The sequence below is a fragment of the Pseudomonas sp. NFPP25 genome (genome assembly GCF_900116505.1).
GTDB classification, from domain to species: Bacteria; Pseudomonadota; Gammaproteobacteria; order Pseudomonadales; family Pseudomonadaceae; genus Aquipseudomonas; species Aquipseudomonas protegens.
In genome coordinates this window covers 331434-357975 of sequence record NZ_FPBG01000003.1, presented here as the reverse complement: position 1 = coordinate 357975, position 26542 = coordinate 331434, and the positions used below count along the sequence as shown (strand labels likewise).

General features: G+C 62.5%; 29 protein-coding genes. 15 read left to right on the top strand and 14 right to left on the bottom strand.

The features are described from left to right. Positions 1-5: 5 nt before the first annotated feature. The 3 genes from BM382_RS13680 (at position 6) to rlmF (ending at position 4690) form a co-directional block, all read left to right on the top strand. A complete protein-coding gene (locus tag BM382_RS13680; RefSeq protein ID WP_053156481.1) occupies positions 6-494 on the top strand; it encodes a hypothetical protein in 489 nt (162 codons plus the stop codon). A 119-nt stretch (positions 495-613) separates the two neighbouring features. Continuing rightward, entirely contained in the window at positions 614-3460 is a 2847-nt protein-coding gene (locus BM382_RS13675; protein ID WP_011059413.1) for a valine--tRNA ligase, read from the top strand. A gap of 204 nt (positions 3461-3664) precedes the next feature. Continuing rightward, positions 3665-4690 (top strand): 23S rRNA (adenine(1618)-N(6))-methyltransferase RlmF, encoded by a 1026-nt coding sequence (gene rlmF, locus BM382_RS13670; protein WP_019094758.1) that lies wholly within the window; start codon positions 3665-3667, stop codon positions 4688-4690. Positions 4691-4784: 94 nt separating this feature from the next. On the opposite strand, the gene BM382_RS13665 is transcribed toward rlmF, so the two are convergent. After that, a complete protein-coding gene (locus BM382_RS13665) occupies positions 4785-5066 on the bottom strand; it encodes an HU family DNA-binding protein (protein WP_003440137.1) in 282 nt (93 codons plus the stop codon). Positions 5067-5460: 394 nt separating this feature from the next. On the opposite strand from BM382_RS13665, the gene yejK reads away from it, so the two are divergent. Further along, positions 5461-6465, top strand: coding sequence for a nucleoid-associated protein YejK (gene yejK / locus BM382_RS13660; RefSeq protein WP_011059411.1), 1005 nt, complete (start codon positions 5461-5463; stop codon positions 6463-6465). Beyond that, entirely contained in the window at positions 6465-6818 is a 354-nt protein-coding gene (locus tag BM382_RS13655) for a glutaredoxin family protein (protein WP_011059410.1), read from the top strand. The genes yejK and BM382_RS13655 overlap by 1 nt, the downstream gene beginning before the upstream one ends. A gap of 79 nt (positions 6819-6897) precedes the next feature. Here the strand turns inward: BM382_RS13655 and BM382_RS13650 are convergent, their stop codons facing one another. The 5 genes from BM382_RS13650 to BM382_RS13630 form a co-directional block, all read right to left on the bottom strand. Then, positions 6898-7833 (bottom strand): glutathione S-transferase family protein, encoded by a 936-nt coding sequence (locus BM382_RS13650; protein WP_072443079.1) that lies wholly within the window; start codon positions 7831-7833, stop codon positions 6898-6900. 87 nt (positions 7834-7920) lie between these two features. Next, on the bottom strand, positions 7921-8241 hold the full coding sequence (locus tag BM382_RS13645) for a GIY-YIG nuclease family protein (protein ID WP_072443077.1): 321 nt from the start codon (positions 8239-8241) through the stop codon (positions 7921-7923). A 54-nt stretch (positions 8242-8295) separates the two neighbouring features. After that, entirely contained in the window at positions 8296-8766 is a 471-nt protein-coding gene (locus BM382_RS13640; RefSeq protein WP_072443075.1) for a nuclear transport factor 2 family protein, read from the bottom strand. A 99-nt stretch (positions 8767-8865) separates the two neighbouring features. Further along, on the bottom strand, positions 8866-10158 hold the full coding sequence (locus BM382_RS13635; protein ID WP_053156472.1) for a CynX/NimT family MFS transporter: 1293 nt from the start codon (positions 10156-10158) through the stop codon (positions 8866-8868). Between the two features lie 13 nt (positions 10159-10171). Further along, complete coding sequence (locus tag BM382_RS13630) at positions 10172-10831, bottom strand: FadR/GntR family transcriptional regulator (RefSeq protein WP_065364583.1); 660 nt, start codon at positions 10829-10831, stop codon at positions 10172-10174. 165 nt (positions 10832-10996) lie between these two features. Between BM382_RS13630 and BM382_RS13625 the strand changes: the two genes are divergently transcribed. Together BM382_RS13625 and BM382_RS13620 are read left to right on the top strand one after the other, a co-directional pair. After that, positions 10997-11308 carry a type II toxin-antitoxin system MqsR family toxin gene (locus BM382_RS13625; RefSeq protein WP_011059404.1) on the top strand — a complete coding sequence of 104 codons (312 nt, stop codon included), beginning with the start codon at positions 10997-10999 and terminating at the stop codon, positions 11306-11308. Next, the gene (locus BM382_RS13620) at positions 11305-11787 is read left to right on the top strand and encodes a type II toxin-antitoxin system MqsA family antitoxin (protein WP_072443073.1); all 483 of its coding nucleotides are present in this window, start codon (positions 11305-11307) and stop codon (positions 11785-11787) included. Before BM382_RS13625 ends, BM382_RS13620 begins: the two co-directional genes overlap by 4 nt. A 65-nt stretch (positions 11788-11852) precedes the next feature. On the opposite strand, the gene BM382_RS13615 is transcribed toward BM382_RS13620, so the two are convergent. From BM382_RS13615 to BM382_RS13600, 4 genes are all read right to left on the bottom strand, one after another. After that, positions 11853-12617 carry an amino acid ABC transporter ATP-binding protein gene (locus tag BM382_RS13615; RefSeq protein ID WP_011059402.1) on the bottom strand — a complete coding sequence of 255 codons (765 nt, stop codon included), beginning with the start codon at positions 12615-12617 and terminating at the stop codon, positions 11853-11855. 10 nt (positions 12618-12627) lie between these two features. Further along, complete coding sequence (locus BM382_RS13610) at positions 12628-13725, bottom strand: amino acid ABC transporter permease (protein WP_011059401.1); 1098 nt, start codon at positions 13723-13725, stop codon at positions 12628-12630. A gap of 10 nt (positions 13726-13735) precedes the next feature. Next, on the bottom strand, positions 13736-14917 hold the full coding sequence (locus BM382_RS13605; protein WP_011059400.1) for an amino acid ABC transporter permease: 1182 nt from the start codon (positions 14915-14917) through the stop codon (positions 13736-13738). A 65-nt stretch (positions 14918-14982) separates the two neighbouring features. Beyond that, complete coding sequence (locus tag BM382_RS13600; protein WP_011059399.1) at positions 14983-16011, bottom strand: amino acid ABC transporter substrate-binding protein; 1029 nt, start codon at positions 16009-16011, stop codon at positions 14983-14985. A 476-nt stretch (positions 16012-16487) separates the two neighbouring features. Between BM382_RS13600 and BM382_RS13595 the strand changes: the two genes are divergently transcribed. From BM382_RS13595 to BM382_RS13575, 5 genes are all read left to right on the top strand, one after another. Further along, positions 16488-17144 carry an alpha/beta hydrolase gene (locus BM382_RS13595; RefSeq protein WP_011059398.1) on the top strand — a complete coding sequence of 219 codons (657 nt, stop codon included), beginning with the start codon at positions 16488-16490 and terminating at the stop codon, positions 17142-17144. A gap of 97 nt (positions 17145-17241) precedes the next feature. Then, entirely contained in the window at positions 17242-18738 is a 1497-nt protein-coding gene (gene rhlB, locus BM382_RS13590) for an ATP-dependent RNA helicase RhlB (protein ID WP_015634252.1), read from the top strand. Positions 18739-18878: 140 nt separating this feature from the next. After that, on the top strand, positions 18879-19832 hold the full coding sequence (locus BM382_RS13585) for an ornithine cyclodeaminase family protein (protein ID WP_072443071.1): 954 nt from the start codon (positions 18879-18881) through the stop codon (positions 19830-19832). A 33-nt stretch (positions 19833-19865) separates the two neighbouring features. Further along, on the top strand, positions 19866-21005 hold the full coding sequence (locus tag BM382_RS13580) for an NAD(P)/FAD-dependent oxidoreductase (protein ID WP_072443064.1): 1140 nt from the start codon (positions 19866-19868) through the stop codon (positions 21003-21005). Between the two features lie 73 nt (positions 21006-21078). Further along, a complete protein-coding gene (locus BM382_RS13575; protein WP_011059395.1) occupies positions 21079-21708 on the top strand; it encodes a helix-turn-helix transcriptional regulator in 630 nt (209 codons plus the stop codon). A 94-nt stretch (positions 21709-21802) separates the two neighbouring features. Here the strand turns inward: BM382_RS13575 and BM382_RS13570 are convergent, their stop codons facing one another. From BM382_RS13570 to moaC, 4 genes are all read right to left on the bottom strand, one after another. Then, a complete protein-coding gene (locus tag BM382_RS13570) occupies positions 21803-22579 on the bottom strand; it encodes an ABC transporter substrate-binding protein (protein WP_072443062.1) in 777 nt (258 codons plus the stop codon). Positions 22580-22797: 218 nt separating this feature from the next. After that, entirely contained in the window at positions 22798-23250 is a 453-nt protein-coding gene (gene moaE / locus BM382_RS13565; RefSeq protein WP_011059393.1) for a molybdopterin synthase catalytic subunit MoaE, read from the bottom strand. A 1-nt stretch (position 23251) separates the two neighbouring features. Beyond that, positions 23252-23494, bottom strand: coding sequence for a MoaD/ThiS family protein (locus BM382_RS13560; RefSeq protein ID WP_011059392.1), 243 nt, complete (start codon positions 23492-23494; stop codon positions 23252-23254). Then, positions 23491-23964, bottom strand: coding sequence for a cyclic pyranopterin monophosphate synthase MoaC (gene moaC, locus BM382_RS13555; protein ID WP_011059391.1), 474 nt, complete (start codon positions 23962-23964; stop codon positions 23491-23493). The genes BM382_RS13560 and moaC overlap by 4 nt, the downstream gene beginning before the upstream one ends. 230 nt (positions 23965-24194) lie before the next feature. Here moaC and BM382_RS13550 point away from each other — a divergent pair, with 230 nt between their 5' ends. The 3 genes from BM382_RS13550 to BM382_RS13540 all read left to right on the top strand — a co-directional run bounded on the left by BM382_RS13550 (position 24195) and on the right by BM382_RS13540 (position 26532). After that, complete coding sequence (locus BM382_RS13550; RefSeq protein WP_011059390.1) at positions 24195-24641, top strand: DMT family transporter; 447 nt, start codon at positions 24195-24197, stop codon at positions 24639-24641. Positions 24642-24742: 101 nt separating this feature from the next. Continuing rightward, positions 24743-25483 (top strand): class I SAM-dependent methyltransferase, encoded by a 741-nt coding sequence (locus BM382_RS13545; protein ID WP_011059389.1) that lies wholly within the window; start codon positions 24743-24745, stop codon positions 25481-25483. A 41-nt stretch (positions 25484-25524) separates the two neighbouring features. After that, positions 25525-26532 (top strand): formylglycine-generating enzyme family protein, encoded by a 1008-nt coding sequence (locus BM382_RS13540; protein ID WP_170866326.1) that lies wholly within the window; start codon positions 25525-25527, stop codon positions 26530-26532. Positions 26533-26542 lie beyond the last annotated feature (10 nt).

Sequence of the window (26542 nt, the reverse complement as noted above, 5' to 3'; positions counted from 1 at the left end):
ACCCGATGGACACTCCCAATCCGCTGCAAAAGCCCGCGCACCTGCTGGATGACCTCGAGTCGATCCGTAAACTGCTCGGCGATGAAAACCTGCAACCGCCACTGCTGACCGAGACCGTCAGCAGCGAAGTACAGATTCCCCTGCTGTTCGACATGGTGGGCAACCAGCAGCCGGCCGCTGCCCAAGCCGCTCCTGCCGCACCCGCCAAGGCGCAACCCGCGCCAGCCCCGGCGCAAGTGGCCACCCCCGCGCCGGCTCAAGCGGCAACACCCGCTCCAGCACCTGCAGCGGCGGCCCCCGTCGCCAAGCCTGCCACCGCCAGCAACAACGCCGATGCCTTGCTGCACCTGGACAGCGAACTGCGCGCCGCCGCACAACTGATCATGCAGGACGTGATCGACGACTTCGCGCCGCATATCGAAACCGAGATCAAGCGTCGCCTCGACGCCCGCCTGGAACGCCTGCTCGCAGCGACCACCAGCGGCAAACCATAAGCCACACGCAAAAGCCGGGCCGGGCCATCTTGTCGCTTGCCGCTGGTGGCTTGCTGCCGCCCCCCTCCGCTATACTTCCCGGCTTTTCCTGAATAAATGCCAATAGGGTCCCGCCGCGCATGGATAAGACCTACCAGCCGCACGCCATTGAAACTTCCTGGTACCAGACCTGGGAGTCCGAGAACTACTTCGCCCCGCAAGGCGCGGGCGACTCCTACACCATCATGATCCCGCCGCCGAACGTCACCGGCAGCCTGCACATGGGCCACGGCTTCAACAACGCGATCATGGACGCCCTGATCCGTTTCCGCCGCATGCAGGGTCGCAACACCCTGTGGCAGCCGGGCACCGACCACGCCGGTATCGCCACGCAAATGCTGGTGGAGCGCCAGATCGAAGCCCAGGGCCAGAATCGCCATGACCTGGGCCGGGAAAAATTCCTCGAGAAAGTCTGGGAATGGAAGGATCAGTCCGGGGGCAACATCAGCCGCCAGATCCGCCGCCTGGGCTCCTCCGTGGACTGGAGCCGCGAGCGCTTCACCATGGACGACGGCCTCTCGGAAGCGGTGAAGGAAGCCTTCGTGCGCCTGCACGAAGACGGCCTGATCTACCGCGGCAAGCGCCTGGTGAACTGGGACACCAAGCTGCACACGGCGATTTCCGACCTCGAAGTGGAAAACCACGACGAGAAGGGTTTCCTGTGGAACCTCAAGTACCCACTGGCCGACGGCGCCAAGACAGCCGAAGGCAACGACTACCTGATCGTCGCCACCACCCGTCCGGAAACCATGCTCGGTGACTCCGCCGTCGCGGTGAACCCTGAAGACGAGCGCTACAAGGCCCTGATCGGCAAATTCGTCGAGCTGCCCCTGGTGGGCCGCCGCATCCCGATCATCGCCGACGATTACTGCGACCCCGAGTTCGGCACCGGCTGCGTGAAGATCACCCCGGCCCACGACTTCAACGACTATGAAGTCGGCAAGCGCCACAACCTGCCGCTGCTCAACATCTTCGACAAGAACGCCGCCGTACTGCCGGCCTGCCAGGTGTTCAACCTGGACGGCAGCCTGAACGACAGCGTCGACGGCAAGATCCCGGCCGAGTACGTGGGCCTGGACCGCTTCGAAGCACGCAAGCAGATCGTTGCCGCGTTCGACGCCGCCGGCCTGCTGGTGAGCGTCGACGACCACGCGCTGAAAGTGCCGAAGGGCGACCGTTCCGGCACCGTCATCGAGCCGTGGCTGACCGACCAGTGGTATGTCTCCACCAAGCCGCTGGCAGAACCTGCCATCGCCGCCGTGGAAGACGGCCGCATCGCCTTCGTGCCCAAGCAGTACGAGAACATGTATTTCTCCTGGATGCGCGACATCCAGGACTGGTGCATCAGCCGCCAGCTGTGGTGGGGCCACCGCATTCCGGCCTGGTACGACGAGTCGGGCAAGGTCTATGTCGGCCGCGACGAAGCGGAAGTACGGGCCAAGCACAACCTCGGCCCGGACGTTGCCCTGCAGCAGGACAACGACGTGCTCGACACCTGGTTCAGTTCGGGGCTGTGGACTTTCTCGACCCTGGGCTGGCCAGAGCAGACCGACTTCCTCAAGACCTTCCACCCCACCGACGTGCTGGTCACCGGCTTCGACATCATTTTCTTCTGGGTCGCCCGGATGATCATGCTCACCATGCACCTGGTGAAGAACGAAGACGGCACGCCGCAGGTTCCGTTCAAGACCGTGTACGTGCACGGCCTGGTCCGCGACGGCCAGGGCCAGAAGATGTCCAAGTCCAAGGGCAACGTCCTCGACCCGCTGGACATCATCGACGGTATTGACCTGGAAACCCTGGTGCAGAAGCGCACCACCGGCCTGATGCAGCCCAAACTGCAGAAAGCCATCGAGAAGCAGACCCGCGCCGAATTCGCCGACGGCATCGCCAGCTACGGCACCGACGCCCTGCGCTTCACCTTCTGCTCCCTGGCCACCACTGGTCGCGACATCAAGTTCGACATGGGCCGCGTCGAGGGTTACCGCAACTTCTGCAACAAGATCTGGAACGCCGCGCGCTACGTACTGGACAAGGGCGAAGACTGCGGCCAGAACGGCGAAGCTTACGAGCTGTCCCTGGCGGACCGCTGGATCATCTCGCAGCTGCAGCGCACTGAAGCCGAAGTCACCCGCCAACTCGACCAGTTCCGTTTCGACCTGGCCGCCCAGGCCCTGTACGAGTTCATCTGGAACCAGTACTGCGACTGGTACCTGGAGCTGTCCAAGCCCGTGCTGTGGGACGAGAACTCGCCGGTTGAACGCCAGCGCGGCACCCGTCGCACCCTGGTGCGCGTGCTGGAAGTGGCGCTGCGCCTGGCGCATCCGTTCATGCCGTTCATCACCGAGGAAATCTGGCAGCGCCTGGCGCCGTTGGCAGGCAGCACCGGCAAGACCATCATGCTGCAACCTTGGCCGGTGGCTAACGAAACCCGCATCGACCAAGGCGCCGAGGACGACATCGAATGGCTCAAGGGCCTGATGCTCGGCACTCGCAACATTCGCGCGGAAATGAACATCGGCCCGGGCAAGCCCCTGGCCCTGTTCCTGAAGAACGTCAGCGCCGAAGACCAGCGTCGCCTGACCGAGAACGAAGCCTTGCTGAAGAAGCTGGCCCGTCTCGAGTCCATCACTGTGTTGGCTGCCGGCGACGAAGCGCCGCTGTCCGCCACGGCCCTGGTGGGCGAGATGGAAGTGCTGGTGCCCATGGCCGGCCTGATCGACAAGGGCGCCGAACTGGCGCGCCTGGACAAGGAAATCCAGCGCCTGCAAGGCGAAGTGCAGCGAGTGGGCGGCAAGCTGTCCAACCCGTCCTTCGTCGACAAGGCCCCGGCCGAAGTGATCGAGAAGGAACGCGCCAAACTGGCCGAGGCCGAACAGGCCCTGGGCAAGCTGGCGGAGCAGCACGCACGGATCTCCAGCCTGTAACGGCGATTCGCGCAGTGTGAAAGAGGGAGGCCGCAAAGGCCTCCCTTTTTTATTGGCGGCAGATCGCTTTCGCTGGCAAGCCAGCGAAAGCGTTACGCGGTGGTTTGCCAGGAGCCGGCTTGCCGGCGGCGAAGCCTCCCGCCCCAACGCCGCAAGATATGGGACAATGCCCGCCACTTTGAACCAGCCCCGAATCGATCCCCCATGACCGCCCCCAGCACCCCCAAGCCTTCGCGCAAAAAGCCCAAGCCTGCCTCCCCAGCCAAGCCCGCCACGCCCCGGGAAAAGGCCAGCCTGCATCCGCGCAATCGTCACCAGGGGCGTTACGACTTCCCGCAACTGATCAAGAGCACCCCGGAGCTGGGGCAATTCGTGATCCTCAATCCCTATGGCAAGGAAAGCATCGATTTTGCCGACCCGGCCGCCGTGCGGGTATTCAACCGGGCCCTGCTCAAGGCCTTCTACGGCATCGCCCACTGGGATATTCCGGCGGACTTCCTCTGCCCACCAGTGCCCGGTCGCGCTGACTATGTGCACTTCCTCGCCGATCTGCTGGCCAGCCACAACCAGGGTGAAATCCCTCGTGGCGCGGCCGTGCGGGTCCTGGATGTCGGCGTCGGCGCCAACTGCATCTACCCCCTGATCGGCTACAGCGACTACCGCTGGCAGTTCCTCGGCTCGGACATCGACAGCACCGCCCTGGCCGCGGCCAAGGCGATTGTCCAGGCCAACGGCTTGAACAAGGCCATCAGCCTGCGCCAGCAGGGCAATCCCAAGCAGATCCTCACCGGCCTGCTGGACAGCACCGAGCGTTTCGACCTGACGATGTGCAACCCGCCCTTCCATGCCTCCCTGGACGAAGCCACCCGCGGCAGCCAGCGTAAATGGCGGGCCCTGGGCAAGGCCGACCCCAAGCGCAAATTGCCGGTGCTGAATTTCGGCGGGCAGGCCCGGGAGCTCTGGTGCGAAGGCGGCGAGATCCGCTTTGTCAGCCAGTTGATCAGTGAAAGCGCCAGCGTCGGCCAACAGGTACTGTGGTTCAGCACCCTGGTGTCGAAGGCCTCTAACCTGCCGGCGATTGAAAGCGCGCTGAAAAAGGCCGGAGCCCTGGAAAGCCAGGTGGTGGAAATGTCCCAGGGGCAGAAACAGAGCCGCTTCGTCGCCTGGACCTTCAAGGACAAGGCACAGCAACAGGCCTGGAGCCAGGAACGCTGGATGAGGAAGAACTAAAGAGGCGGGGGATTCAAGGACGATTCACCTTGCGTGAATCGGTGTTACACAAACCGTGCCCGGAAAACTTCTGAGCACGGTTTCACTGCAAGTATTACTTGTTAACAGCGTCGGTCAGGCCTTTAGCCACAACCAGCTTGATAACTTTCTTGGCAGCGATTTCGATGGCAGCGCCAGTCGATGGGTTACGGCCAGTACGGGCAGGACGCTCGGTCACTTTCAGTTTGCCGATACCTGGCAGAGTGATTTCGCCGCCATTTTCCAATTGATCAGCAACGATCTGAGCCAGTTGGTCCAGGGCGTTACGCGCGGTGGTTTTCGGCGCGTCGATAGCTTCAGCGATATCAGCGATCAGTTGGTCTTTAGTAATAGCCATTGTGGTGTTCCTTCCCTATCAAATTCATTTGGATTGCAGAGTGCAGTGTCAGCCATCGAGCCAGATCTTGTGAATCTGGCACCCCGGTTACAACCACGACAGATCGGGGTTATAGATACCGAAATCAGGGTTTGGTTCGACCCGACAAATGCTGAATGCACGCTTAACGCTGAGACATCGCGTAAGACGGGGCAAAACTAGCACACAGACGGGGAAATATCCGCCTCTACCTAGCCATTTGGTCAGCTTTATTGCTCTAAATCGGTAAAAAAATGCATAAGCCTTACCGCCGAGCCGTTCATCACCCGGCAAACCGCGCCAAAACCAGCGGGTGCGGTACACTGGGCACTTTTTCGGGGAGCCCGCCCTCCCCCTTCAATCAGCCGAGAAGCCCATGCCGATCCGTCATTGCATCGTCCACCTGATCGACAAAAAACCCGACGGCAGCCCAGCAGTCCTGCACGCCCGCGATTCCGAACTGGCAGAGTCCGCGGCCATCGAGAACATGCTCGCCGATCTCAATGAAAGCTATAACGCCAAACAGGGCAAAGCCTGGGGCCTGTTCCACCCCGAGTCCGGTGCGTTCCCCTTCAGCGGCTGGCTGAAGGAGTACCTGGACGGCGGCCAGGACTTCACCGCGTTCAGCCGGGTGGCGGTGGAGCATCTGCAGAAGCTGATGGAAGAGTCCAACCTGTCGGTGGGCGGCCACGTACTGTTCGCCCACTACCAGCAAGGCATGACCGACTACCTGGCGATCGCCCTGCTGCACCACAGCGAGGGCGTGGCGGTGACCGACCAGCTGGACGTGACGCCGTCGCGCCACCTGGACCTGGGCCAGTTGCATCTGGCGGCGCGGATCAACATCTCCGAATGGCAGAACAACAAGCAGTCCAAGCAGTACATCTCCTTTATCAAGGGCAAGAACGGCAAGAAGGTCTCGGAGTATTTCCGCGACTTCATCGGCTGCCAGGAAGGTGTCGACGGCCCGGGCGAGACCCGCACCCTGCTCAAGGCCTTCAGCGACTTCGTGGAAAGCGAGGACCTGCCGGAAGACTCGGCCCGGGAGAAGACCAAGACCCTGGTGGACTACGCCAGCAGCCAGGCCAAGCTCGGCGAACCCATGGGCCTGGAAGAACTCTCGGAACTGATCGACGAGGATCGCCCCAAGGCGTTCTACGATCACATCCGCAACAAGGACTACGGGCTGTCGCCGGAGATCCCGGCGGACAAGCGCACCCTGAACCAGTTCCGCCGCTTCACCGGTCGCGCCGAGGGCCTGTCCATCAGTTTCGAGGCCCATCTACTGGGTTCGAAGATCGAGTACGACGAAGAAGCCGGGACCCTGATCATCAAGGGCCTGCCCACCCAGCTGACCGACCAGCTCAAGCGCCGTAACTGATGCTCCAGGGGGTATTGAAGAAGTTCCTGCTGATCCTGCTGGTGGTGGTGACCTACCAGCACTGGGGCAAGATCGAACGGCTGTTCAACCCTTCGGCAATGGTCAGCGAAGAGACCCGCGAGCATGCCCGGGTGGTGCTGTACGCCACCGACTGGTGCGGCTACTGCAAGGCCACCCGGCGCTTTCTCGATCAGAAGGGCATTCCCTTCCGGGAATTCGACATCGAGAAAGACGCCGCGGCACGCCAGGCCTACACCGCCCTGGGCGGTGCCGGGATTCCGATCCTGGACGTAAATGGCACCCTGATCCGCACCTACGATCCCGACGCGATCATGGCCGCGCTGAAGCCCTAGGAGCCGTTTCGCTTGCCGGCGAAGGGGGCGGCCGCTCTGGGAACACCTTCGCAGGCAAGCCAGCTCCTGCAGATATGCATCACTGGGCCTGGATGCGAAAGCCCAGCCGTGGGAAGTGCACGTGGACCACTCCGGCACGTGGGTCTTCACGGCGCAGGATCAGCTCTTCAGTACCGGCGAACAGCAACTCGCCCGCCACCGGGTCGACACCGTAGTCAGTCGCGGCAATCACCACCTGCTGGCCCTCCTTGAAGCCGTTGGGGTCGACGAACTGTTCATCCGGCAGCGCCGCCGGGGTGGCACTGCGCGAGACCTCGAGGGCCTCTTCGGCGCTCATTTCGGTGAAGGAGCCATGCCCGAAACCCAGGACCCGCGCCAGCCAGCCAGCAACCGCCGGGTAGTCGTCCACCAGCGGCGCGGTCACCGGCGTGCCCTTGAGGAACCACAGCGGGTGAGCCAGGGCAATATCGGCAATCGACGGTTGGCCAAACAGGAAGTCCCCGGGCTCGCGCTGCAACTGCTGCTCCAGGCGCGCCATGAGGGTCGGCCACTGATGCTTGGCCACCTCCAGAGGGAGCCGGCTGGCGCTGCCGCCACTGAACAGCCCGGCACGGTCGGCCATGAAGGCCTTGACCGCTTCCGGCGGCAGCTTGCCGAAACGCACGGCTGCGGATTCAGGCTGGAATACCAGGGTCACCGCGTGCTGGAACACTACCGAATCGACCCAGGCGGCGAAGGCCGCACTGATCATTTCCTGGCCTTCGGGAAACAGCGCAGGCGAGGATTTTTCCTGTTCCAGGCGGCGCGCGATCAAGGCCGTGTCGCAATAGATATCCGCGCCGACCTGCAACACCGGGGTCTTGCGATAGCCACCGGTCAGGGCGGTCAGGTCGGGCTTGGGCATCACCGGGGAAATCTTCACCGAGCGCCAGGACAGACCCTTGAAACCCAGCAGCAAGCGGGCTTTTTCCGCAAAGGGAGAGGTCGGGTAATGGTGGAGAATCAACTCTGACATGCTGGGGTCCGCCGGAAGAGGGAGAGCGCTGAGCTTAGCGCGCAATCCGTGGACGGCCTACAGATCCGGCTGATGAGAACCTATCAGTCAGATTGATGCCGCGGCGGTGGCCGAAGCCACCAGGCATTCCTTGGCACTCTTCCTGAGCTTCTTGATCAACCGCTCCTGGCGCAAGGCTTCGCCCTTGTCCCGGCAAGCCTCGGTATAGACCAGCGCCACCGCCGGGCTGGAGAGAAAGAAACGCGCGCCCTTGCCGCTCTGGTGCTTGGCGAAGCGCTTCACCGGGTCGTCGCTGATACCGCAGTACAGGGCACCGTTGGCCGCCCGCACCAGATACACGAACCAGGGCTTGGCGTCAGTGGCAGGCTGCGCCGTTTCGGCACTGAAGGATGAAAGAGGGCTGGTCACAAAAGGTATCGAGGCCTGTGGATAACAAGCCGCGATCTTAGCAGAGGATGGCTTTCAGCGACCGCTCTGGAAGGCCTTGAGCCCCTTGCGCGCCTGGGCTCGAACAGCATTCTTGAGCAGCGGCGTCCAGCCCAGCAGCAGGCCCTTGGTGCCCAGGGCCTGGCGCGCCCAACGCCACATGTCGAACTGATCGTGATGCTCGCAGATCTTGCCGTCGCGAAACACGAACCGGGCCTGGATATCGTTGATCACCGTATTGCCGGTCTGGCTGAACAGGTAGGTGGCAACCCAGTGCACGCCGCCGGAATTCGAGTCGGCACGCACCTGATCGAAAGTCAGGGAAAAGTCCTTGGCACGGGAGGTGAGCATGCGCCACATATCGCCGGCATCACGCCCGCGCAACTCGCCGAACGCCGGGTCACTGAACAGCACATCCTCGGTGTAGCAGGCGCTCATGGCCTCGGCATCCAGACGCTGGAAAGCCTGATAGAACTCGGTGATCAGGGCGCGATGGGCATCACTCATGAACGGACTCCGAAAGGGCAAGGGGGATGCAGCACAATAATCCGCAACCCCGGCGAACACTATCGGCATTTACCGGGCAAATAGCGCAAGCAAGGCCCGTCAGATTCTCTCGCTCTGCACCTGCACATGCAGCGAACGACCGGCGCCCAGCCCGGCAATGATCGCACCGCAGCCCAACACCGCGAAAATCCAGCCCACAGCGTTCCAGCCCCCGGTCCAGTCGTGCACCAGGCCCACCGCAAACGGCCCCATGGAAGCCAGGGTGTAGCCGATGCCCTGGGCCATGCTCGACAGGTTGGCCGCCACATGGGGGTCCCGGGAGCGCAGCACGATCAGGGTCAGGGCCAGGCTGAAGGTGCCGCCCTGCCCCAGGCCCAGCAGGACCGCCCAGCCCCACAGGCCCTCGATGGGCGCGTACAGGCAACCGAACAGGCCGCCCAGGGTCATCAGCATGACAATCACGATGGCCAGGCGCTGGTCCTTGCCCCGGGTCGCCAGCCAGGGCGCCGCCAGAGAACTGGCCAATTGCACGATCACCGAACCGGACAGCACCAGCCCGGCCTGGGTCGGGGTCAGCCCACGGCCGATCAGGATCGACGGCAACCAGCCAAACACGATGTACGCCAGGGAGGATTGCAGGCCCATGTACAGGGTTACCTGCCAGGCCAGGCGGTCCCGCAACAGGCCGCGCACGCGAAAGGCCACATGGTGAGCACCGTGCTTGTGCCCGACCTGAGGCAACCAGAACAGGGCCGCCACCAGCGCCGGCACCACCCAGAAGCCCAGCCCCATGGCCCAACTGCCCCCGAAATGCTGGCTCAGAGGCACCGTGGCCCCCGCCGCCATCGCCGCACCCAGGCACAGGGCCATGGTGTAGACCCCAGTCATGGTGCCCGCGTGCCGGGCGAAGTCACGCTTGACGATACCCGGCAGCAGCACCCCGATCACGCCGATGCTGGCGCCGGCCAGGATGCTCCCGGCAAACACTCCGACCTCACCGAAGGAACTGCGCAGCACAATGCCCAGGGCCAGGGTCATGAGGATGCCCAGCACCACCCGCTCGGCGCCGAAGCGCCGGGCCAGCAGCGGCGCCAAAGGCGCGAACAGCCCAAGGCACAGCACCGGCAAGGTAGTCAGCAGCCCGGCCTTGGCGGCCGATAGCCCCAGGTGCTGCGACACATCACTGAGCAGTGGCGCCATGCTCGACAGCGCCGGACGCAGGTTCAGCGCCACCAGGATCAGCCCCAGCAGCAACAGCCAGGGGCGCTGCAGAGGCGGTGGAGCCTGCTGCACCTCTTCATCATCAGCCTCGGCGTCGATCAGCAGCTCTTCGAGCTCGGCGGAACGCCGAGGCGAGGACGGGGTTTTCGCAGGTACCGTTTGATTGGACATGGAGGTCTCGGACTCAGGATTCGTTGATCAGCTGGCGGGAAATGTTCTTGGCCCGTTCGGGGTCGCGTTGCTCGATGGCATCCAGCAGGTGTTGGTGCCGATCGAAGACTTCCTGACGCCTGGGGGTCACGGTCAGGGTCTGGCGCAACTGGGCGCCGACCACGCTGGAGAAATAGCGATACAGCTGGCTGAGGGTCGGGTTGTGGGCGGCGTCCACCAGGCGCTGGTGAAACACCAGGTCGCAGGCGATGTAGCTTTCCAGGTCGCCATGAAAGTGCCCGCCGCTAACGGCCAGCGCATCGCTCAGGGCGTGCAGGTCCTCGTCGGTGCGGCGCAGGGCGGCCAGGCCGACGGCCTCCACTTCCAGAATGTGGCGGGTTTCCCGGGCCTGCTCCAGGGAGCACTGGGACAGTGCCTGGAGCATGTCCAAGGGATCGGCCACCGCCCGCAGGTAACTGCCGTCACCCTGGCGGATCTCGATCAGCCCGGAAAATGCCAGTACCCGCAGGGCCTCGCGCACGGTGTTGCGGCTGATGCCCAGCTCACTGGCCAGTTCCGGTTCGGTGGGCAGGCGCTGGCCCACGACCCAGGCGCCATTGGTGATGCGCAGGCGCAGTTGCTCCAGGGCCTGGTCGACCAGGGAACGTTTGATCAGGGGGGATATTTCGCTCATTGAACTCACTCTTTCATCCAATCATCGGACGAATTGCCAGGCATGGTATTCAGACCTTTCCCAGAGTTCAACGTTTTAGGCGGGTGCAGGCACTTTCGCCATTTCAAACAGGCCTTGACAAAAAACCCTTTAAGGGTAATTTCGAGTCAGCCTCAAGGGTGTCTCATGGAAAAGAAAACACCTCACTATGACCTGTCGCTGATCAAGGCACAGGTCGTTCGGCAAGGGGCGCAAGCCTTCACTCGAAGCGCGTTGCTCTGCGGCAAGGAACTCGGATTGTCCTTGGCGGCCATGCAACGAGTGATAGCCGGACTCCAGGGCAGCATGTTCTACAAATCGATGACCACCTATCACGATCACCGGGTGTGGCAGGACGTGTATTACACCGGCATCGATAACCGGACGCTCTACATCAAGATCACCCAGCGCCCCGGCATAGGGCCTCCAGTGATCTCCTTCAAGGAGGCACAAGCATGAAACGACAACAGTGCTACAGCTGCGGCGCTCCCACCGGCATGCTGGCGTTCGAGCAGCGCAGCGAGCTCATCGACTACCGGCATCTGCAGCGTCACCTCCATGGCCTGGCCGGCTGGGAATGCCAGGAATGCGGTGAAATCGAATTCGACGCACCGAGCGCAGAACGCTACGCCGCCGCGGGCGACCAATTGCTGGAGGATTACCGGCAGAGCGTCGCCGCCGACATGAAGCGCATCCGCCGCAAGCTGCACCTCTCGCAGAAGGAAGCGGTCAAACTGCTGTCGGGTGGCGGGCACAATGCCTTTTCCCGTTACGAGCGCGGCGAAGTCAGCGCGCCCCAGCCGCTGTACATGCTGATGCGCTTGTTGGATCGCCACCCGCAGTTGATGAAGGACGTACTGGAGCTCAGCGAGCCGCAACTGGCGCCCTCAGCCTTGAGCGACCAACCCGAACCACAGCTCGGCGCTGCCGGCCGTTGAACGCCGGGCAAAAATAAACCCGGAGCCAGTCCGGGTTTATCGTCAGCGCAGGCCCCGCTGCAGCATCAATGCAGGATCTGGCTCAGGAACAGCTTGGTACGGTCGTTCTGCGGGTTGTCGAAGAAGTCGTTGGGTGCCGCCTGCTCGACGATCTCGCCCTTGTCCATGAAGATCACCCGGTTGGCCACGGTGCGGGCAAAGCCCATTTCGTGGGTCACGCAGAGCATGGTCATGCCGTCTTCGGCCAGGCCGATCATGGTGTCCAGCACCTCCTTGACCATCTCCGGGTCGAGGGCCGAGGTGGGCTCGTCGAACAGCATGATCTTGGGCTTCATGCACAGCGCCCGGGCAATCGCCACCCGTTGCTGCTGGCCACCGGAAAGCTGGCCCGGGTACTTGTTGGCCTGCTCCGGAATGCGCACTCGCTCCAGGTAATGCATGGCGATTTCCTCGGCCTTGCGCTTGGGCATCTTGCGTACCCACATCGGCGCCAACGTGCAGTTCTGCAAGATGGTCAGGTGCGGGAACAGGTTGAAGTGCTGGAACACCATGCCCACTTCCCGGCGAATGGCCTCGATCTGCTTGAGGTCGTTGGTCAGTTCCACGCCGTCCACCACGATGCGCCCCTGCTGGTGTTCTTCCAGGCGGTTGAGGCAGCGGATGGTGGTGGATTTGCCCGACCCCGAAGGCCCGCACAGCACGATGCGCTCGCCTTGGCGGACGTTGAGGTTGATGTCCTTCAACACGTGGAACTGGCCGTACCACTTGTTCACACCCTGCATCTGAATAATGCCTTCAGGGCCCACAGGCTTTTTGCTCGCTTGACTCATGGAGATACTCCTAACGCTTGTGGCCTGTGTCCAACTTACGCTCCAGGTGCATGGAGTAGCGGGACATACCAAAACAGAAAATCCAGAACACCAGGGCCGCGAAGACATAGCCTTCGGTGGCCATGCCCAGCCATTTGGGGTCGGCGGCGGCCTGTTTGACGCTGTTGAGCAGGTCGAACAGGCCGATGATGATCACCAGGCTGGTGTCCTTGAACAGGGCGATGAAGGTGTTGACGATGCCGGGAATCACCAGCTTCAGGGCCTGCGGCAGAATCACCAGGCCCATGGCGCGCCAGTAGCCCAGGCCCATGGCCGCAGCCGCTTCGTACTGGCCCTTGGGAATGGCCTGCAAGCCACCCCGCACCACCTCGGCCACATAGGCCGACTGGAACAGGATCACCCCGATCAGCGCACGCAACAGCTTGTCGAAATTCATGCCTTCGGGCAGGAACAGCGGCAGCATCACCGAGGACATGAACAGCACGGTGATCAGCGGCACGCCGCGCCAGAACTCGATGAAGGTCACGCAGACCACGCGGATCGCCGGCAGGTTGGAGCGCCTTCCCAATGCCAGCAGGATTCCCAGCGGCAGTGCCCCGGCGATGCCCACGGTGGCAATCACCAGGGTCAGCATCAGGCCACCCCACTGGCTGGTGGCCACCGTGCTCAGGCCCAGGTAACCGCCGTGCAACAGGCTGTAGGCAATGATCGGGTAACCCACCAGGAAGCACAGCCCGTAGATCGCCTTGCGCGGGAAGCGCGAGATGAACAACGGTGCGGCACCGATCACCGCCAGCCACACGCTCAGGTCCACTCGCCAGCGCAGTTCCACCGGGTAGTAGCCGTACATGAACTGGCCGAAGCGCTGCTGGATGAACACCCAGCAGGCGCCGCCCCTGGTGCAGTCGGCGCGAGAGGTACCGACCCAGTTGGCGTCGAGAATCGCCCAATGCAGCAGCGGCGGCACCACCAGGTAGATCAGGTAGAAGGCAAACAGGGTCAACAGGGTATTGAGCCAGTTGGAGAACATGTTGGCGCGCATCCACGCCAGCACGCCGATACTGCGGCTGGGCGGCGGCATATCGGGCTTGAAGGTATGAGTCGTCATGGGCGCTTCCTCACCGCTCGATCAGCGCAATGCGCTTGTTGTACCAGTTCATCAGCAGGGAAATGCTGATGCTGATCGCCAGGTACACGCTCATGGTGATGGCAATGACCTCAATGGCCTGGCCGGTCTGGTTGAGCACCGTGCCGGCGAACAGCGAAACCATTTCCGGGTAGCCGATACCGGCGGCCAGGGAAGAGTTCTTCGCCAGGTTCAGGTATTGGCTGGTCAGCGGCGGAATGATCACCCGCAGGGCCTGGGGAATGATTACCTTGCGCAGGGTCGGGCCGTTGCGCAGCCCCAGGGAGCGGGCCGCCTCGGTCTGGCCGTGGCTCACCGACTTGATCCCGGACCGCACGATCTCGGCGATGAACGCCGCGGTGTAGACAGTCAGGGCCAGGGTCAGGGCCAGCAGCTCGGGAATCAGCACCCAGCCGCCGACGAAGTTGAACCCCGCCAGCTTCGGCATCTCCCAGTGCACCGGCGAGCCGAAGATCAGCGTGCACAGCGCGGGAATCACCAACAGCAGGCCCAGGCCGCTCCAGAACTTGTGAAAAGGCACGCCGGTGGCCTCAAAGCGCCGGTTGGCCCAGCGGCACATCAGCGCGATGGCGCCGATGGCCAGGACCAGGCTTGCGACAAACGCCCAGAAACCGGGGGCCATCTGCGCCGCCGGCATGTTCAGGCCGCGGCTGCTGACGAAGAACATATCGCCGAAGTTGTGGCTGTTGCGCGGCCCCGGCATGGTCAGGAATACCGCGAAGTACCAGAACAGGATCTGCAGCAGCGGCGGAATGTTGCGGAACACTTCCACATACACCGTCGCCAGCTTGCTGATGATCCAGTTCGGCGACAGCCGCGCCACACCGATGATGAACCCCAGCAGGGTCGCGAGAATCACCCCGATAAAGGTCACCAGCAGGGTGTTGAGCAGGCCGATGACGAACACCCGGGCATAACTGTCCGCTTCGGTGTAGGCAATCAGGTGTTGCGCGATGCCGAACCCGGCGCTGCGCTCGAGAAAGTCGAAACCCGAGGTGATCCCTCGGTGCTGGAGGTTGGTTTGCGTGTTGTCGAACAGAAACCAGCCCAGTGAAACCACCGCCACCAGGGTGATGATCTGGAACAGCCAGGCGCGCACACGGGGATCGCTGAGGCTGAGCCTCTGCTTGGGTGCGCCGATTGTATTTTGCATGAAGTGCCCCAGGAATAATGGAACAGAACATCACCCGGCGGTTGGCCCGCCGGGTGATAGAACCATCAGCGCACAGGTGGTGCGTATTGGATGCCGCCGTTGTTCCACAGCGCGTTCAGGCCGCGGTCGATGGCCAGTGGCGTGCTCTTGCCGAGGTTTTTCTCGAACACTTCACCGTAGTTACCTACTTGCTTGACGATCTGCACCACCCAGTCCTTCGGCAGTTTCAGGTCTTTGCCGTATTCACCGTCCGCGCCCAGCAGACGTGCAACATCAGGGTTCTTGGTGGATTTGGCTTCAGCCTCGACGTTCTTCGAGGTGACGCCCGCCTCCTCGGCGTTGAGCATGGCGAACAGGGTCCACTTGACGATGCTAAACCACTCTTCGTCGCCCTTGCGCACCACCGGGCCCAGGGGCTCCTTGGAGATGGTTTCCGGCAGAACGACATAGTCGGTAGGGGTTGCCAGCTTGCTGCGCTGTGCGTAGAGCTGGGATTTGTCGGAGGTCAGTACGTCGCATCGCCCGGACTCCAGGGACTTGGCGCTTTCGTCAGAGGTATCGAAAGTGATCGGGGTGTATTTCAGACCATTGCCGCGGAAGTAGTCCGACACGTTCAGTTCGGTAGTAGTACCGGCTTGAATACAGATAGTCGCACCGTCCAGCTCTTTGGCGCTTTTTACGCCCAGTTTTTTGTTCACCAGGAAACCGATGCCGTCGTAATAGGTGACGCCGGCGAACACCAGGCCCATGCCCGCATCGCGGGAACTGGTCCAGGTGGTGTTGCGCGACAGCACGTCGATCTCGCCGGACTGCAGCGCAGTGAAGCGCTCCTTGGCGTTCAACTGGCTGAACTTGACCTTGGTCGCATCGCCGAACACCGCAGCCGCCACCGCGCGGCAAACGTCGGCATCGATGCCGAGGATCTTGCCGGTGGCATCCGGTACCGAGAAGCCCGGCAAACCGTCACTGACGCCGCATTGCACGAATCCTTTCTTCTGTACTGCATCGAGGGTCGCACCCGCCTGTGCGAAACCGCTCATACCCAGCACCGTTGCTGCCGTGACGGCAGCCAGGGTGGATTTCAACATCTTCATTCAAACCTCCAATTTTGCTCTTGTTGTGTCGGAGCTTGAGTCCTGCCGCACCCTCATGAGGCGCTGTTGACCCGTGTCGGCTTTTTTATGGGGTCAAGCGGCTTAAGACCTTAGCTATGAGTCTAGTAGGAGAAATCCACGTAATAGGGGGCCTACATCTCACCAATCGGCCGAACGGGCTGTAGCCCTTCGCAGTTCGCAAAGCCCGTAGCGGCCAGTGGCGAACCTTCATCAGAGGAGGCTGGCTATCCCATCGCCTGCGGTAGCCTGTTAGTGTTACCGCCGGCGGACAGGGCTTTCACCTGGACTCCTCTTTCTGAGCCATAGCAAAGCCCGTACCACAGTCCCGGCTAAAGCGTTTCAGCCAGTGGTCAACAGTAAAACGTTCAACCGTGCGACATCTTCTTCACCGATCAACCGGGCGCGCCCTTCACTCACGCACTCAATCAGCGCGCACGCACACAAATGGAGCAGCCATGACCGAGCCCTTGATTCTTCAGCCCAGCAAGCCCGCAGATGCCTGTGTGATCTGGCTTCACGGCCTGGGAGCGGACCGTTACGACTTCCTGCCGGTAGCCGAGATGCTGCAGGAAACCCTGCTGAGCACGCGCTTCGTATTGCCCCAGGCGCCGACCCGGGCAGTGACCATCAATGGCGGATATGCCATGCCCAGCTGGTACGACATTCTGGCCATGAACCCGGCCCGCGCCATCAGCCGTGAACAGCTCGAGGAATCGTCTGACGAGGTCATCAGACTGATCGAAGAACAACGCACCAGCGGAATAGACGCATCGCGAATTTTCCTCGCCGGCTTCTCCCAGGGTGGCGCCGTTGTACTGCACACCGCCTTCCTCAAATGGCAGGGTCCATTGGGTGGCGTACTTGCCCTGTCCACCTATGCCCCGACCTTCAGCGATGAACTGCAACTATCGGCCAGCCAACAGCGGATTCCGGTGCTTTGCCTGCACGGCCAGTACGACGAAGTGGTGCAGAACGCCATGGGCCGTACCGCTTATGAGTACCTGAAGCAGCATGGTGTCACCGTGACATGGCAGGAATACCCAATGGAACACGAGGTGTTACCAGAGGAAATCCGCGACATCGGTACCTGGCTGAGCGAGCGCTTGCGCTAGAAAATCCGCGCGCCGTGCCCCCGGCGAGCAACAGACTACGCCGCGCCCGCTTCTTGCATTACACTGGCCGGCGTACATTCCTTAACCAATTGATGAGATGACCGTGCTCAAAGCACTCAAGAAAATCTTCGGTAAAAGCGAGGCTGAGCCGCTCGCGCCAAGCCCCAGTGCCCCCTCCCCCAGTTCCAGCAGCCGTCATGACGGCCGTCAGCCGGAACGGAGCGCACCCGCTACCGCAGCTAAAAAAGAACCGGTGAACACACCGGCCACCCCTTCCGCTCCCAAAGCCCCACGCCAAGAGAAGCCCAAGGCCGAGCAACCCAAAGCTGAGCAGCCGCGTCGCCCGCGCGCGCCGAAACCGCCGGTCAGCACCTGGAAACTCGAAGACTTCGTGGTCGAACCCCAGGAAGGCAAGACCCGCTTCCACGACTTCAAGCTCGCTCCGGAACTGATGCACGCCATCCAGGACCTGGGCTTTCCCTATTGCACGCCAATCCAGGCCCAGGTGCTGGGCTATACCCTGGCGGGCAAGGACGCCATCGGCCGGGCCCAGACCGGTACCGGCAAGACCGCCGCATTCCTGGTGTCGATCATCACCCAGCTGCTGCAGACCCCGCCGCCCAAGGAGCGCTACATGGGCGAACCACGGGCGCTGATCATCGCTCCGACCCGGGAGCTAGTGGTACAGATCGCCAAGGATGCCGCGGCGCTGACCAAGTACACCGGCCTCAACGTCATGACCTTCGTTGGCGGCATGGATTTCGACAAGCAGCTCAAGCACCTGGAAGCGCGCCACTGCGACATCCTGGTCGCCACCCCGGGCCGCCTGCTGGACTTCAACCAGCGCGGCGACGTGCACCTGGACATGGTCGAAGTGATGGTGCTGGACGAAGCCGACCGCATGCTCGACATGGGCTTCATCCCGCAGGTACGGCAGATCATTCGCCAGACACCCCCCAAGAGCGAGCGCCAGACCCTGCTGTTCTCCGCCACCTTCACCGAAGACGTGATGAACCTGGCCAAGCAATGGACCACCGACCCGGCCATCGTCGAGATCGAAGCCGAGAACGTCGCCAACGCCAACGTCGAACAGCACATCTATGCCGTGGCCGGCGCCGACAAGTACAAGCTGCTGTACAACCTGGTCACCGACAACGGCTGGGAACGGGTGATGGTCTTCGCCAACCGCAAGGATGAAGTGCGACGCATCGAGGAACGCCTGGTACGCGATGGGGTGAACGCCGCCCAGCTGTCCGGCGACGTGCCGCAGCACAAGCGGATCAAGACCCTGGAAGGCTTCCGCGAAGGCAAGATCCGGGTCCTGGTGGCCACCGACGTGGCCGGCCGCGGCATCCACATCGACGGCATCAGCCACGTGATCAACTTCACCCTGCCGGAAGTGCCGGACGACTACGTGCACCGCATCGGCCGGACCGGTCGCGCCGGTGCAGACGGCGTATCCATCAGCTTCGCCGGCGAAGACGACTCCTACCAGCTGCCATCGATCGAAGCCCTGCTGGGCCGCAAGATCAGCTGCGAAATGCCGCCCGCCGAACTGCTGCGCCCGGTGGAGCGCAAGCGCCCGCAAGCCTGACAGCCGGCGCTCCCGCAGCGCCCCGGCAACCTGAAGAAACGCAGCCCGACCACAGGCTGCGTTTTTTTTCGCCTGGATATTGCCCGTCAAAACTAAAAGTCCATAATAGACAAATTAGTTTAAATCCTGGGAGCCCTTGCATGTCCAGCACGCCTTACGTGATTGCCCGCCCCGAGGCCCGTCAATTGCTCGAACGCATCGACGTGCCGCAGATCCTGCGCAAACTGTTCCGCGACCTGGCTGCCGGGCTCGCCGTGCAACCGGCGCAGCAACTGGTGGAGTTTCCCCAGGGGGCCGGCGACTTCATCAATTACCTGGGGGTGCTGGCCGAAGACCGGGTGTACGGGGTCAAGACCTCGCCCTACATCGTCCGTACCGAAGGCGCGCTGGTCACCGCCTGGACGTTGCTGATGTCCATGGACAGCGGCCAGCCGTTGCTGCTGTGCGACGCCGCCGAACTGACCACCGCCCGTACCGCGGCCACCACAGCGGTCGCGGTCGACGCCCTGGCGCCCCCCACAACCCGGCACCTGGCGATCATCGGTAGCGGCGCGGTGGCCCAGGCGCACTTGCGCTATGTGCAGGACCTGCGCCCCTGGCAGAGCATCCGCCTCTACTCCCCGAGCCTGGCGAACAAGCCCGCCGCGGAGCTTGCCCGCCTGCAAGCCCTCGACCCGCGCTTGCAACTGGTGGCCCGGCTTGAGGACGCCACCGAGGGCGCCGACGTGATCATGCTCTGCACCTCGTCCGCCGGACCCGTGCTGGATCCGAGCAGCCTCGGCAAGCCGGCGCTGATCACCTCCATCAGCACCAATGCGCCACGGGCCCACGAAGTGCCGCCCGCGGCCCTGGCACAGATGCAGGTCTACTGCGACTACCGGCGCACCACGCCGGGCTGCGCCGGTGAAATGCTGATCGCCAGCGAACAGCACGGCTGGGACAGTGCGGCGATTCTCGGCGACCTGCCGGAGTTGCTCAGCGAACAGGCCCCGCTCCCGGATGCCGAACGCCCGGTGTTCTTCCGTTCCATCGGCCTGGGCCTGGAAGACATCGCCCTGGCCAATGCCCTGTACCACCTGCGGCGCCCGCAGTAACAACTACTGCTCGCCCCTATTGCGGAGCTTCGAATGATCCAGGCAGATTTCATCATCATTGGCGGCGGTATCGCCGGAGCGTCCACCGGCTACTGGCTGTCGCCCCATGGCCGGATAGTTGTGCTGGAGCGTGAATCCCATCCCGCCTATCACTCCACCGGCCGCTCCGCAGCGCTCTATACCGCCGCCTACGGCACCGCCCAGGTGCGCGCCCTGACCCTGGCCAGCCGGGCCTTCTTCGACCAGCCGCCGCAGGGTTTCTGCGAGCACCCGCTGCTGACCCCGCGGGGTGAAATGACCGTGGACTTCACCGGTGATCCGGCCGAGCTGAACAACCAGTACCTGAGCGCCAGGGCCACGGTGCCGGAGATGCAACTGCTGAGCGCCGACGAAGCCTGCGCGCGCCTGCCGATCCTGCGCCGGGAAAAGGTCCATGGCGCGCTCTACGACCCCAGCGCCAGCGATATTGACACCGACGCCCTGCACCAGGGCTACCTGCGGGGCATCCGCCGCAACCAGGGCCAGGTCTGCACCGACCATGAGGTGCTGGGGATCGAGCGCGACAGCCAAGGGCAGTGGCAGGTGCGAACGGCCGCTCAGGCGTTCAGTGCGCCGGTGTTGATCAATGCCGCCGGGGCCTGGGCCGACCACATCGGCACAATGGCCGGAGCCCGCGCCCTGGGCCTGCAGCCCAAGCGCCGCGCGGCTTTCATCTTCGCCGCCGCCGAAGGCCTGGACTTTCACCACTGGCCAATGCTGGTGAGCCTGGATGAATCCTTCTACATGAAGCCCGACGCCGGCATGTTCCTCGGCTCACCGGCCAATGCCGATCCGGTTGAACCCCACGATGTGCAACCCGAAGAACTGGACATTGCCCTGGGTATCCACCAGATCGAAGAAGCCACCACCCTGAGCATCCGTCGTCCAACCCGGACCTGGGCCGGGCTGCGCAGCTTTGTCAGCGACGGCGATCTGCTGGCCGGTTTCGACCTGCAGGTTCCGGGGCTGTTCTGGGTTGCCGGCCAGGGCGGCTACGGTATCCAGACCTCGCCGGCCATGGGCCAGGCCAGCGCCGCCCTGGTGCGAGGTGCCCCCTTGCCGGAACACCTGACCCGCTTCGGCCTCACGCCTGCCATGCTCTCCCCGGCCCGCCTCGACCGAACCACCGGTTGAGGCGCCCCCAACGATTGCGGCACACTCCCAGCGCCCGCTGCCGGCGGGCGCTGAAGCTGCCTGGAGTACGACCATGACCTCACCTGCAAAGGACCCTGCCCTGGACAATTTCCGGGCGATTGCCGATGCCATTGCCACCCTGTTCTTCCCCCATGCCGAGGTGGTGCTCCACGACCTGCGTACACAGAAGATCGACTACATCGCCAACAACCTGTCCAAACGCGAAGTGGGCGACGACGCAGCCCTGGAAGACCTGCTCAGTGGCGACCGCGACGAGCGCAACATCGGCCCCTATGAAAAACTCAACTGGGACGGACAGAAGATCCGCAGCCTCAGCAGCGTGCTGCGCGACAGCCAAGGCCAGCCCCAGGCGGTGCTGTGCATCAACCTGAACATCTCGCTGTTCGAAAACGCCAAGGCGGCGCTGGACCTGTTTCTGTCGCCGAGCAAACTGATTCCCCAGCCCGACTCGCTGTTTCGCGATGACTGGCAGGAGCGGATCAACACCTTCCTGCACAACTGGCTGCGCGAGCGCCAGCTGGGGCTGAACCTGCTGACCCGCGATCACAAGCGCGAACTGGTGCTGGCGCTGCACGCCGAGGGCGCCTTCAAGGGCAAGAGCGCCTCCAACTACGTGGCCAACGTGCTGAACATGGGCCGGGCGACGGTGTACAAGCACCTGAAGGAATTGAAGGGACAATAAAGGTTCGCGAGCAAGCTCGCACCTACGCGGAATTGCACAACACCTGTAGGAGCGAGCTCGCTCGCGAAGGCGTCCTCAAGAACGCCACAATGTCTCAATCCCCATAGATATCCGACTTGAAGTACTTGGCCTGGATCTTCTGATATTCACCATTGGCCCGAATACCATCGATGGCCTTGTTCAACTCGCCCACCAGTTCACTGTTGCCCTTGCGCACGGCAATCCCGGCGCCCTCTCCGACGTACTTCGGATCTTTGAGCTCAGGCCCGACAAAGGCGTAGGCGGCCCCCCGGGGCATCGACAGAAAGTCGGCCAGCGGAATGCTGTCGGCAAAGATCGCGTCCAGGCGCCCGGCCGCCAGGTCCATGTAGATCTCCTCGTTGTTGCTGTAGCGCACCACCTTGATGCCCTTGGGCTCGAACACCTCCGTGGCATAGCGGTCGGTGGTGGTGGAGCGCTGCACGCCCACGGTCTTACCCTTGAGGCTGGCGTACTGGTCGTCCACCTCGGCGCCCTTCTTCATCACCAGGCGCGACGACGTGAAGTAGTACTTGTGGGTGAAATCCACGGATTTGCGGCGCTCGGCGGTAATGGTCATGGAGGACAGCGCAGCGTCGATCTTCCTCACCTTCAGCGAAGGAATCAGGCCGTCGAACTCGCCCTCGATCCACTCGCACTTGACCTGCATCTGCGCGCACAGGGCATTGCCGATGTCGTAGTCGAAACCACCGATCTTGCCCTCGGCGGTCTTGAAGGCAAATGGCGGGTACGCCGCCTCAATGCCCAGGCGCAGGGTCTTTTCGGCCGCGAACAGGCTGCTGCACGCCAACAGGCTCAAGGCCAGGCCACTGATCAGGGGGAGTTTTTTCATGTTCGTTCTCTCGCGGGTTGTTGTTGGTTTGGCAAGACAGAAAGAAGAGGAGAAACAGGCGACGCTTTATTTGTACTTGTTAATCCATACTGGACTTTTACGTACATATCGTCAACGACGCGCGCAACGACTTATCCCCAGCGGTCGGCGGGAACAGTCGCAGTCGATTGCAGGTTGGATTGCGGCGGGCTCAGGCGCCGCCGGCAAGTATCAGGGGATCAGTCTTTCCAGCGCGCGGCCGCCGCATGGTCGCTGTCGCGACCTTCGACCCAGCGCGGGCCGTCGGCGGTGTTTTCCTTTTTCCAGAACGGCGCCCGAGTCTTGAGGTAGTCCATGACAAAGGCACAGGCATCGAACGCAGCCTGGCGATGGGCACTGGCCGCGCCGACAAACACAATGGGCTCGCCCGGCTCCAGGGCGCCGATGCGGTGCAGCACATCCAGTTGCAACAGCGGCCAGCGCTGCTCGGCTTCGGCGGCGATCTTGCCCAGGGCCTTTTCGGTCATGCCCGGGTAGTGTTCAAGAAACATGCCGTGGACATCCTGCCCATCATTGAAATCGCGCACGTAGCCGACAAAGCTGACCACCGCACCCACCCCGGTATCCGCGGCGTGCATGGCGTTGACTTCAGCCCCGGGATCGAACGCTGCTGACTGCACTCGAATCGCCATCTCAACCTCCGGTCACCGTGGGGAAAAACGCCACTTCGTCGCCGTCTTCCAGGGGTTCGTCCAGCTGGCACAGCTCTTCATTGCGGGCGCACATCAGGTTCTGCTCGGCCAATACCTCGGCCCCGTCCCGGGACAGCAACGCCTGGCGCACATCCTCGACCTGCTGGAACACGCCTTCGATCTCCAGCCCGTCAATGCCCAGGGCCTCGCGGTAGCGAGCGAAAAATTTCACCGAGATCTTCATGCCTGATCCGCCTGGTAATGGCCGCTCTTGCCGCCGAGCTTCTCCAGCACCCGAACGCTGTCGATGGTCATGCCCCGGTCCACCGCCTTGCACATGTCATAGATGGTCAGCGCGGCGACGCTGGCGGCGGTCAGCGCCTCCATTTCCACCCCGGTCTGCCCCGATAGCTTGCAACGCGCAACGATGTGCACGCAGTCCTCGCCTTCGGCACTGAGCTCGACCTTGACACTGGTAAGCATCAACGGATGGCACAGGGGGATCAGGTCACTGGTTTTCTTGGCCGCCTGGATCCCGGCGATGCGCGCCACGGCGAATACATCGCCCTTGGGGTGACCGCCGCTGACGATCATCTGCAGGGTTTGCGGGAGCATGCGTACCCGCGCTTCGGCCACCGCCTCGCGAAAGGTCACGGCCTTGTCGGTGACGTCGACCATATTGGCGCGCCCCTGGGAATCGAGATGAGTCAGCACGGCGTTACTCCTGATCTGGTGGCGGCGATTGTAAACCCGCGGGTCAGTTTTCCGCACCCTGCAGCCCCGCCCCCCGGGGGAAAACAATCCTGCCCGAGATGGTCAGCCGGCCTGTCTGGCCCAGGGTCCCAGAGGACGATCAGCGTGGCGAATACCCAGCATAAGAACAAAGAATTGGCGCCATTATATTAATAAAAGTACAACTTCCCGGAAAAAGGAAACGAAAAAACATGGCATTTCTAATATCAATCCTCCTAAGCCTCCTGGCCGGTTTCGCAGTACCACTACAAGCAGGAACCAATTCAAGACTTGGACACCTATTAGGCCATCCATTATGGGCCACCGGGGTATCACTACTTGTCAGCCTACTGGCACTTATTGCTGTAATAATCTTTATTAAAGTTCCTCGCCCCAACTTCGCAGCCGCTCAGGAAGGCCCCTGGTGGATCTGGATGGGCGGGATTGCCGGTGTGTTCTACATCACCGTCGCCCTACTGATGGCGCCACGCCTAGGGGCCCTCAACTTCATCATGACAGTGATTGTCGGACAACTGATCATTTCCTTGCTCATCGACTATTTCGGTTTGGTCGGTCTTCCACGCCAAACAATAAGCATGCAAAAACTCATTGGCGTACTAGTAGTCATTGGTGGATTCATCATTACCACTCGCGGCTAGCCATAAGAGCAACGCAACAACCAATAACAACCAGAAACAACCTGCCCAACTATTTCCTCATCGGAAAGTTAATAACACTCAGCCGACCATATAGGTGAACAATGACCAGTCAAGCTGCAACTTATGACTCCATCGGTGAACGCTTTGAAGACTTTACCGACACCGCCTCGCAACGCTCGGTAGAAACCGAAACCTTCTTCCATATGGTGGGAGCCATCCAAGGCAAATCCGTCCTGGACCTGGCCTGCGGCTTCGGCTACTTCGGCCGCGAGCTTTACCACCAGGGCGCCAGCAAGGTGGTCGGGGTGGATATTTCCTCATCGATGATCGAACTGGCACGCAAGGAATCGGCACGCAACCAGGAGGCCATCGAGTATCACGTCGCCAACGTCTGCGACATGGGCGTACTGGGGCACTTCGACCGCGTCACTGCGGCCTGGCTGTTCAATTACGCGCAATCGCCACAAGAGCTGGAAAAGATGTTCAAGGTGGTGGCCAGGAACATGGTCCCCGGCGGCAAACTCATCGCCTACACCGTGGACCCGGGCTTCGAGTTGCAACGCGGCAACTTCACCAAGTACGGCGTCCACGTACTCAGCGAAGAACCCCATGCCGGTGGCTTCCGCCATCACGCCGAGTTCGTTACCCAACCGCCCAGCGCCTTCACCTTCCACCGCTGGAGCCGCGACACCTACGAGCACGCCATCCTCAAGGCCGGCTTCTCCAAGCTGCAGTGGCAGAAGCCAATCATCTCCGTCGCCAATCGTGCCAAGCATCCCGTCGGCTACTGGGACGATTTCGAGCGCAACTGCCTGCAAACCGGGCTGATCTGCACCCTGTGACCGCCCCTCTCCCCTCAACCAGATGCAGGACAAGAAGTACTATGAATTCCAAGGGTTTTGCTCACTGGCCAGTGTTCGACGGCCCCCTGACAGCCGAAATGACCGACAGGCAATTGATGGGCCTCGCGGAACACTTTCAGCCAGGCATCGAGCTTTCGCTGCCCCTGGCAGTCTGGCGGCAGTTGTCCGACAAATCGGCGGAGCAGTTGGCCCTGGGGGTGGAAAACCCTGACGCTCCCCTGTCATGGCGTCTGGCCTCGGCACGGCTGCTGGCACAGACCATGGACCCACGCCTGGATGTACTCAACCCGCCGATGATCACCATCGAAGGCGGCCAGGTCGAGATCGGCCTGGAGGAGTCGGCCATCGACCAGGTGCTGCAGCGCATGCAGGGCCTGGGGCTGGACCGCAGCTGGATCGAGAAGGAGGCCCCGCGCCACCGGGTCGAGCTCAAGCCCTACGCCATTGGCAAGTACCCGGTAACCAACCTGGAATACCGGGCATTCCTGGAGGATTCGCAGTACCCCGCCATCCCCGGCAACTGGCTTTTCGGCCAGTTCCCCAGCGAACGCGCCAACCATCCGGTCTATGGCCTGAGCGCCGGCGATGCCGACGTCTACTGCCAGTGGCTGGCGGCCCGTACCGGTCGCTCGTTCCGCCTGCCCAGCGAAGCGGAATGGGAGTTTGCCGCCGCCGGCCATGAAAACCTCGAATACCCCTGGGGCGACCAGTTTCTGCCCCTGCACGCCAACACCGCGGAAATGGGCCTGTTCGCCACCACCCCGGTAGGTGCCCTGCCCGAGGGCGCATCGCCCTTCGGCTGCATGGACATGGCCGGAAACGTCGAAGAATACGTGGCCGATGACTACGCCCCCTACCCCGGCGGCAACGCCGTCATCGACGACCTGGTGACCGTGGTCGGCACCCACCGGATTGCCCGCGGCGGCAGCTTCACGCGCTTTCGCGACTTGACCCGCAACTGCCGTCGACACGGCAAATACCCCAGGGAGATCTACGTGATGGGCTTCAGGCTCGCCGAGAGCCTCTGACCCGGCATTT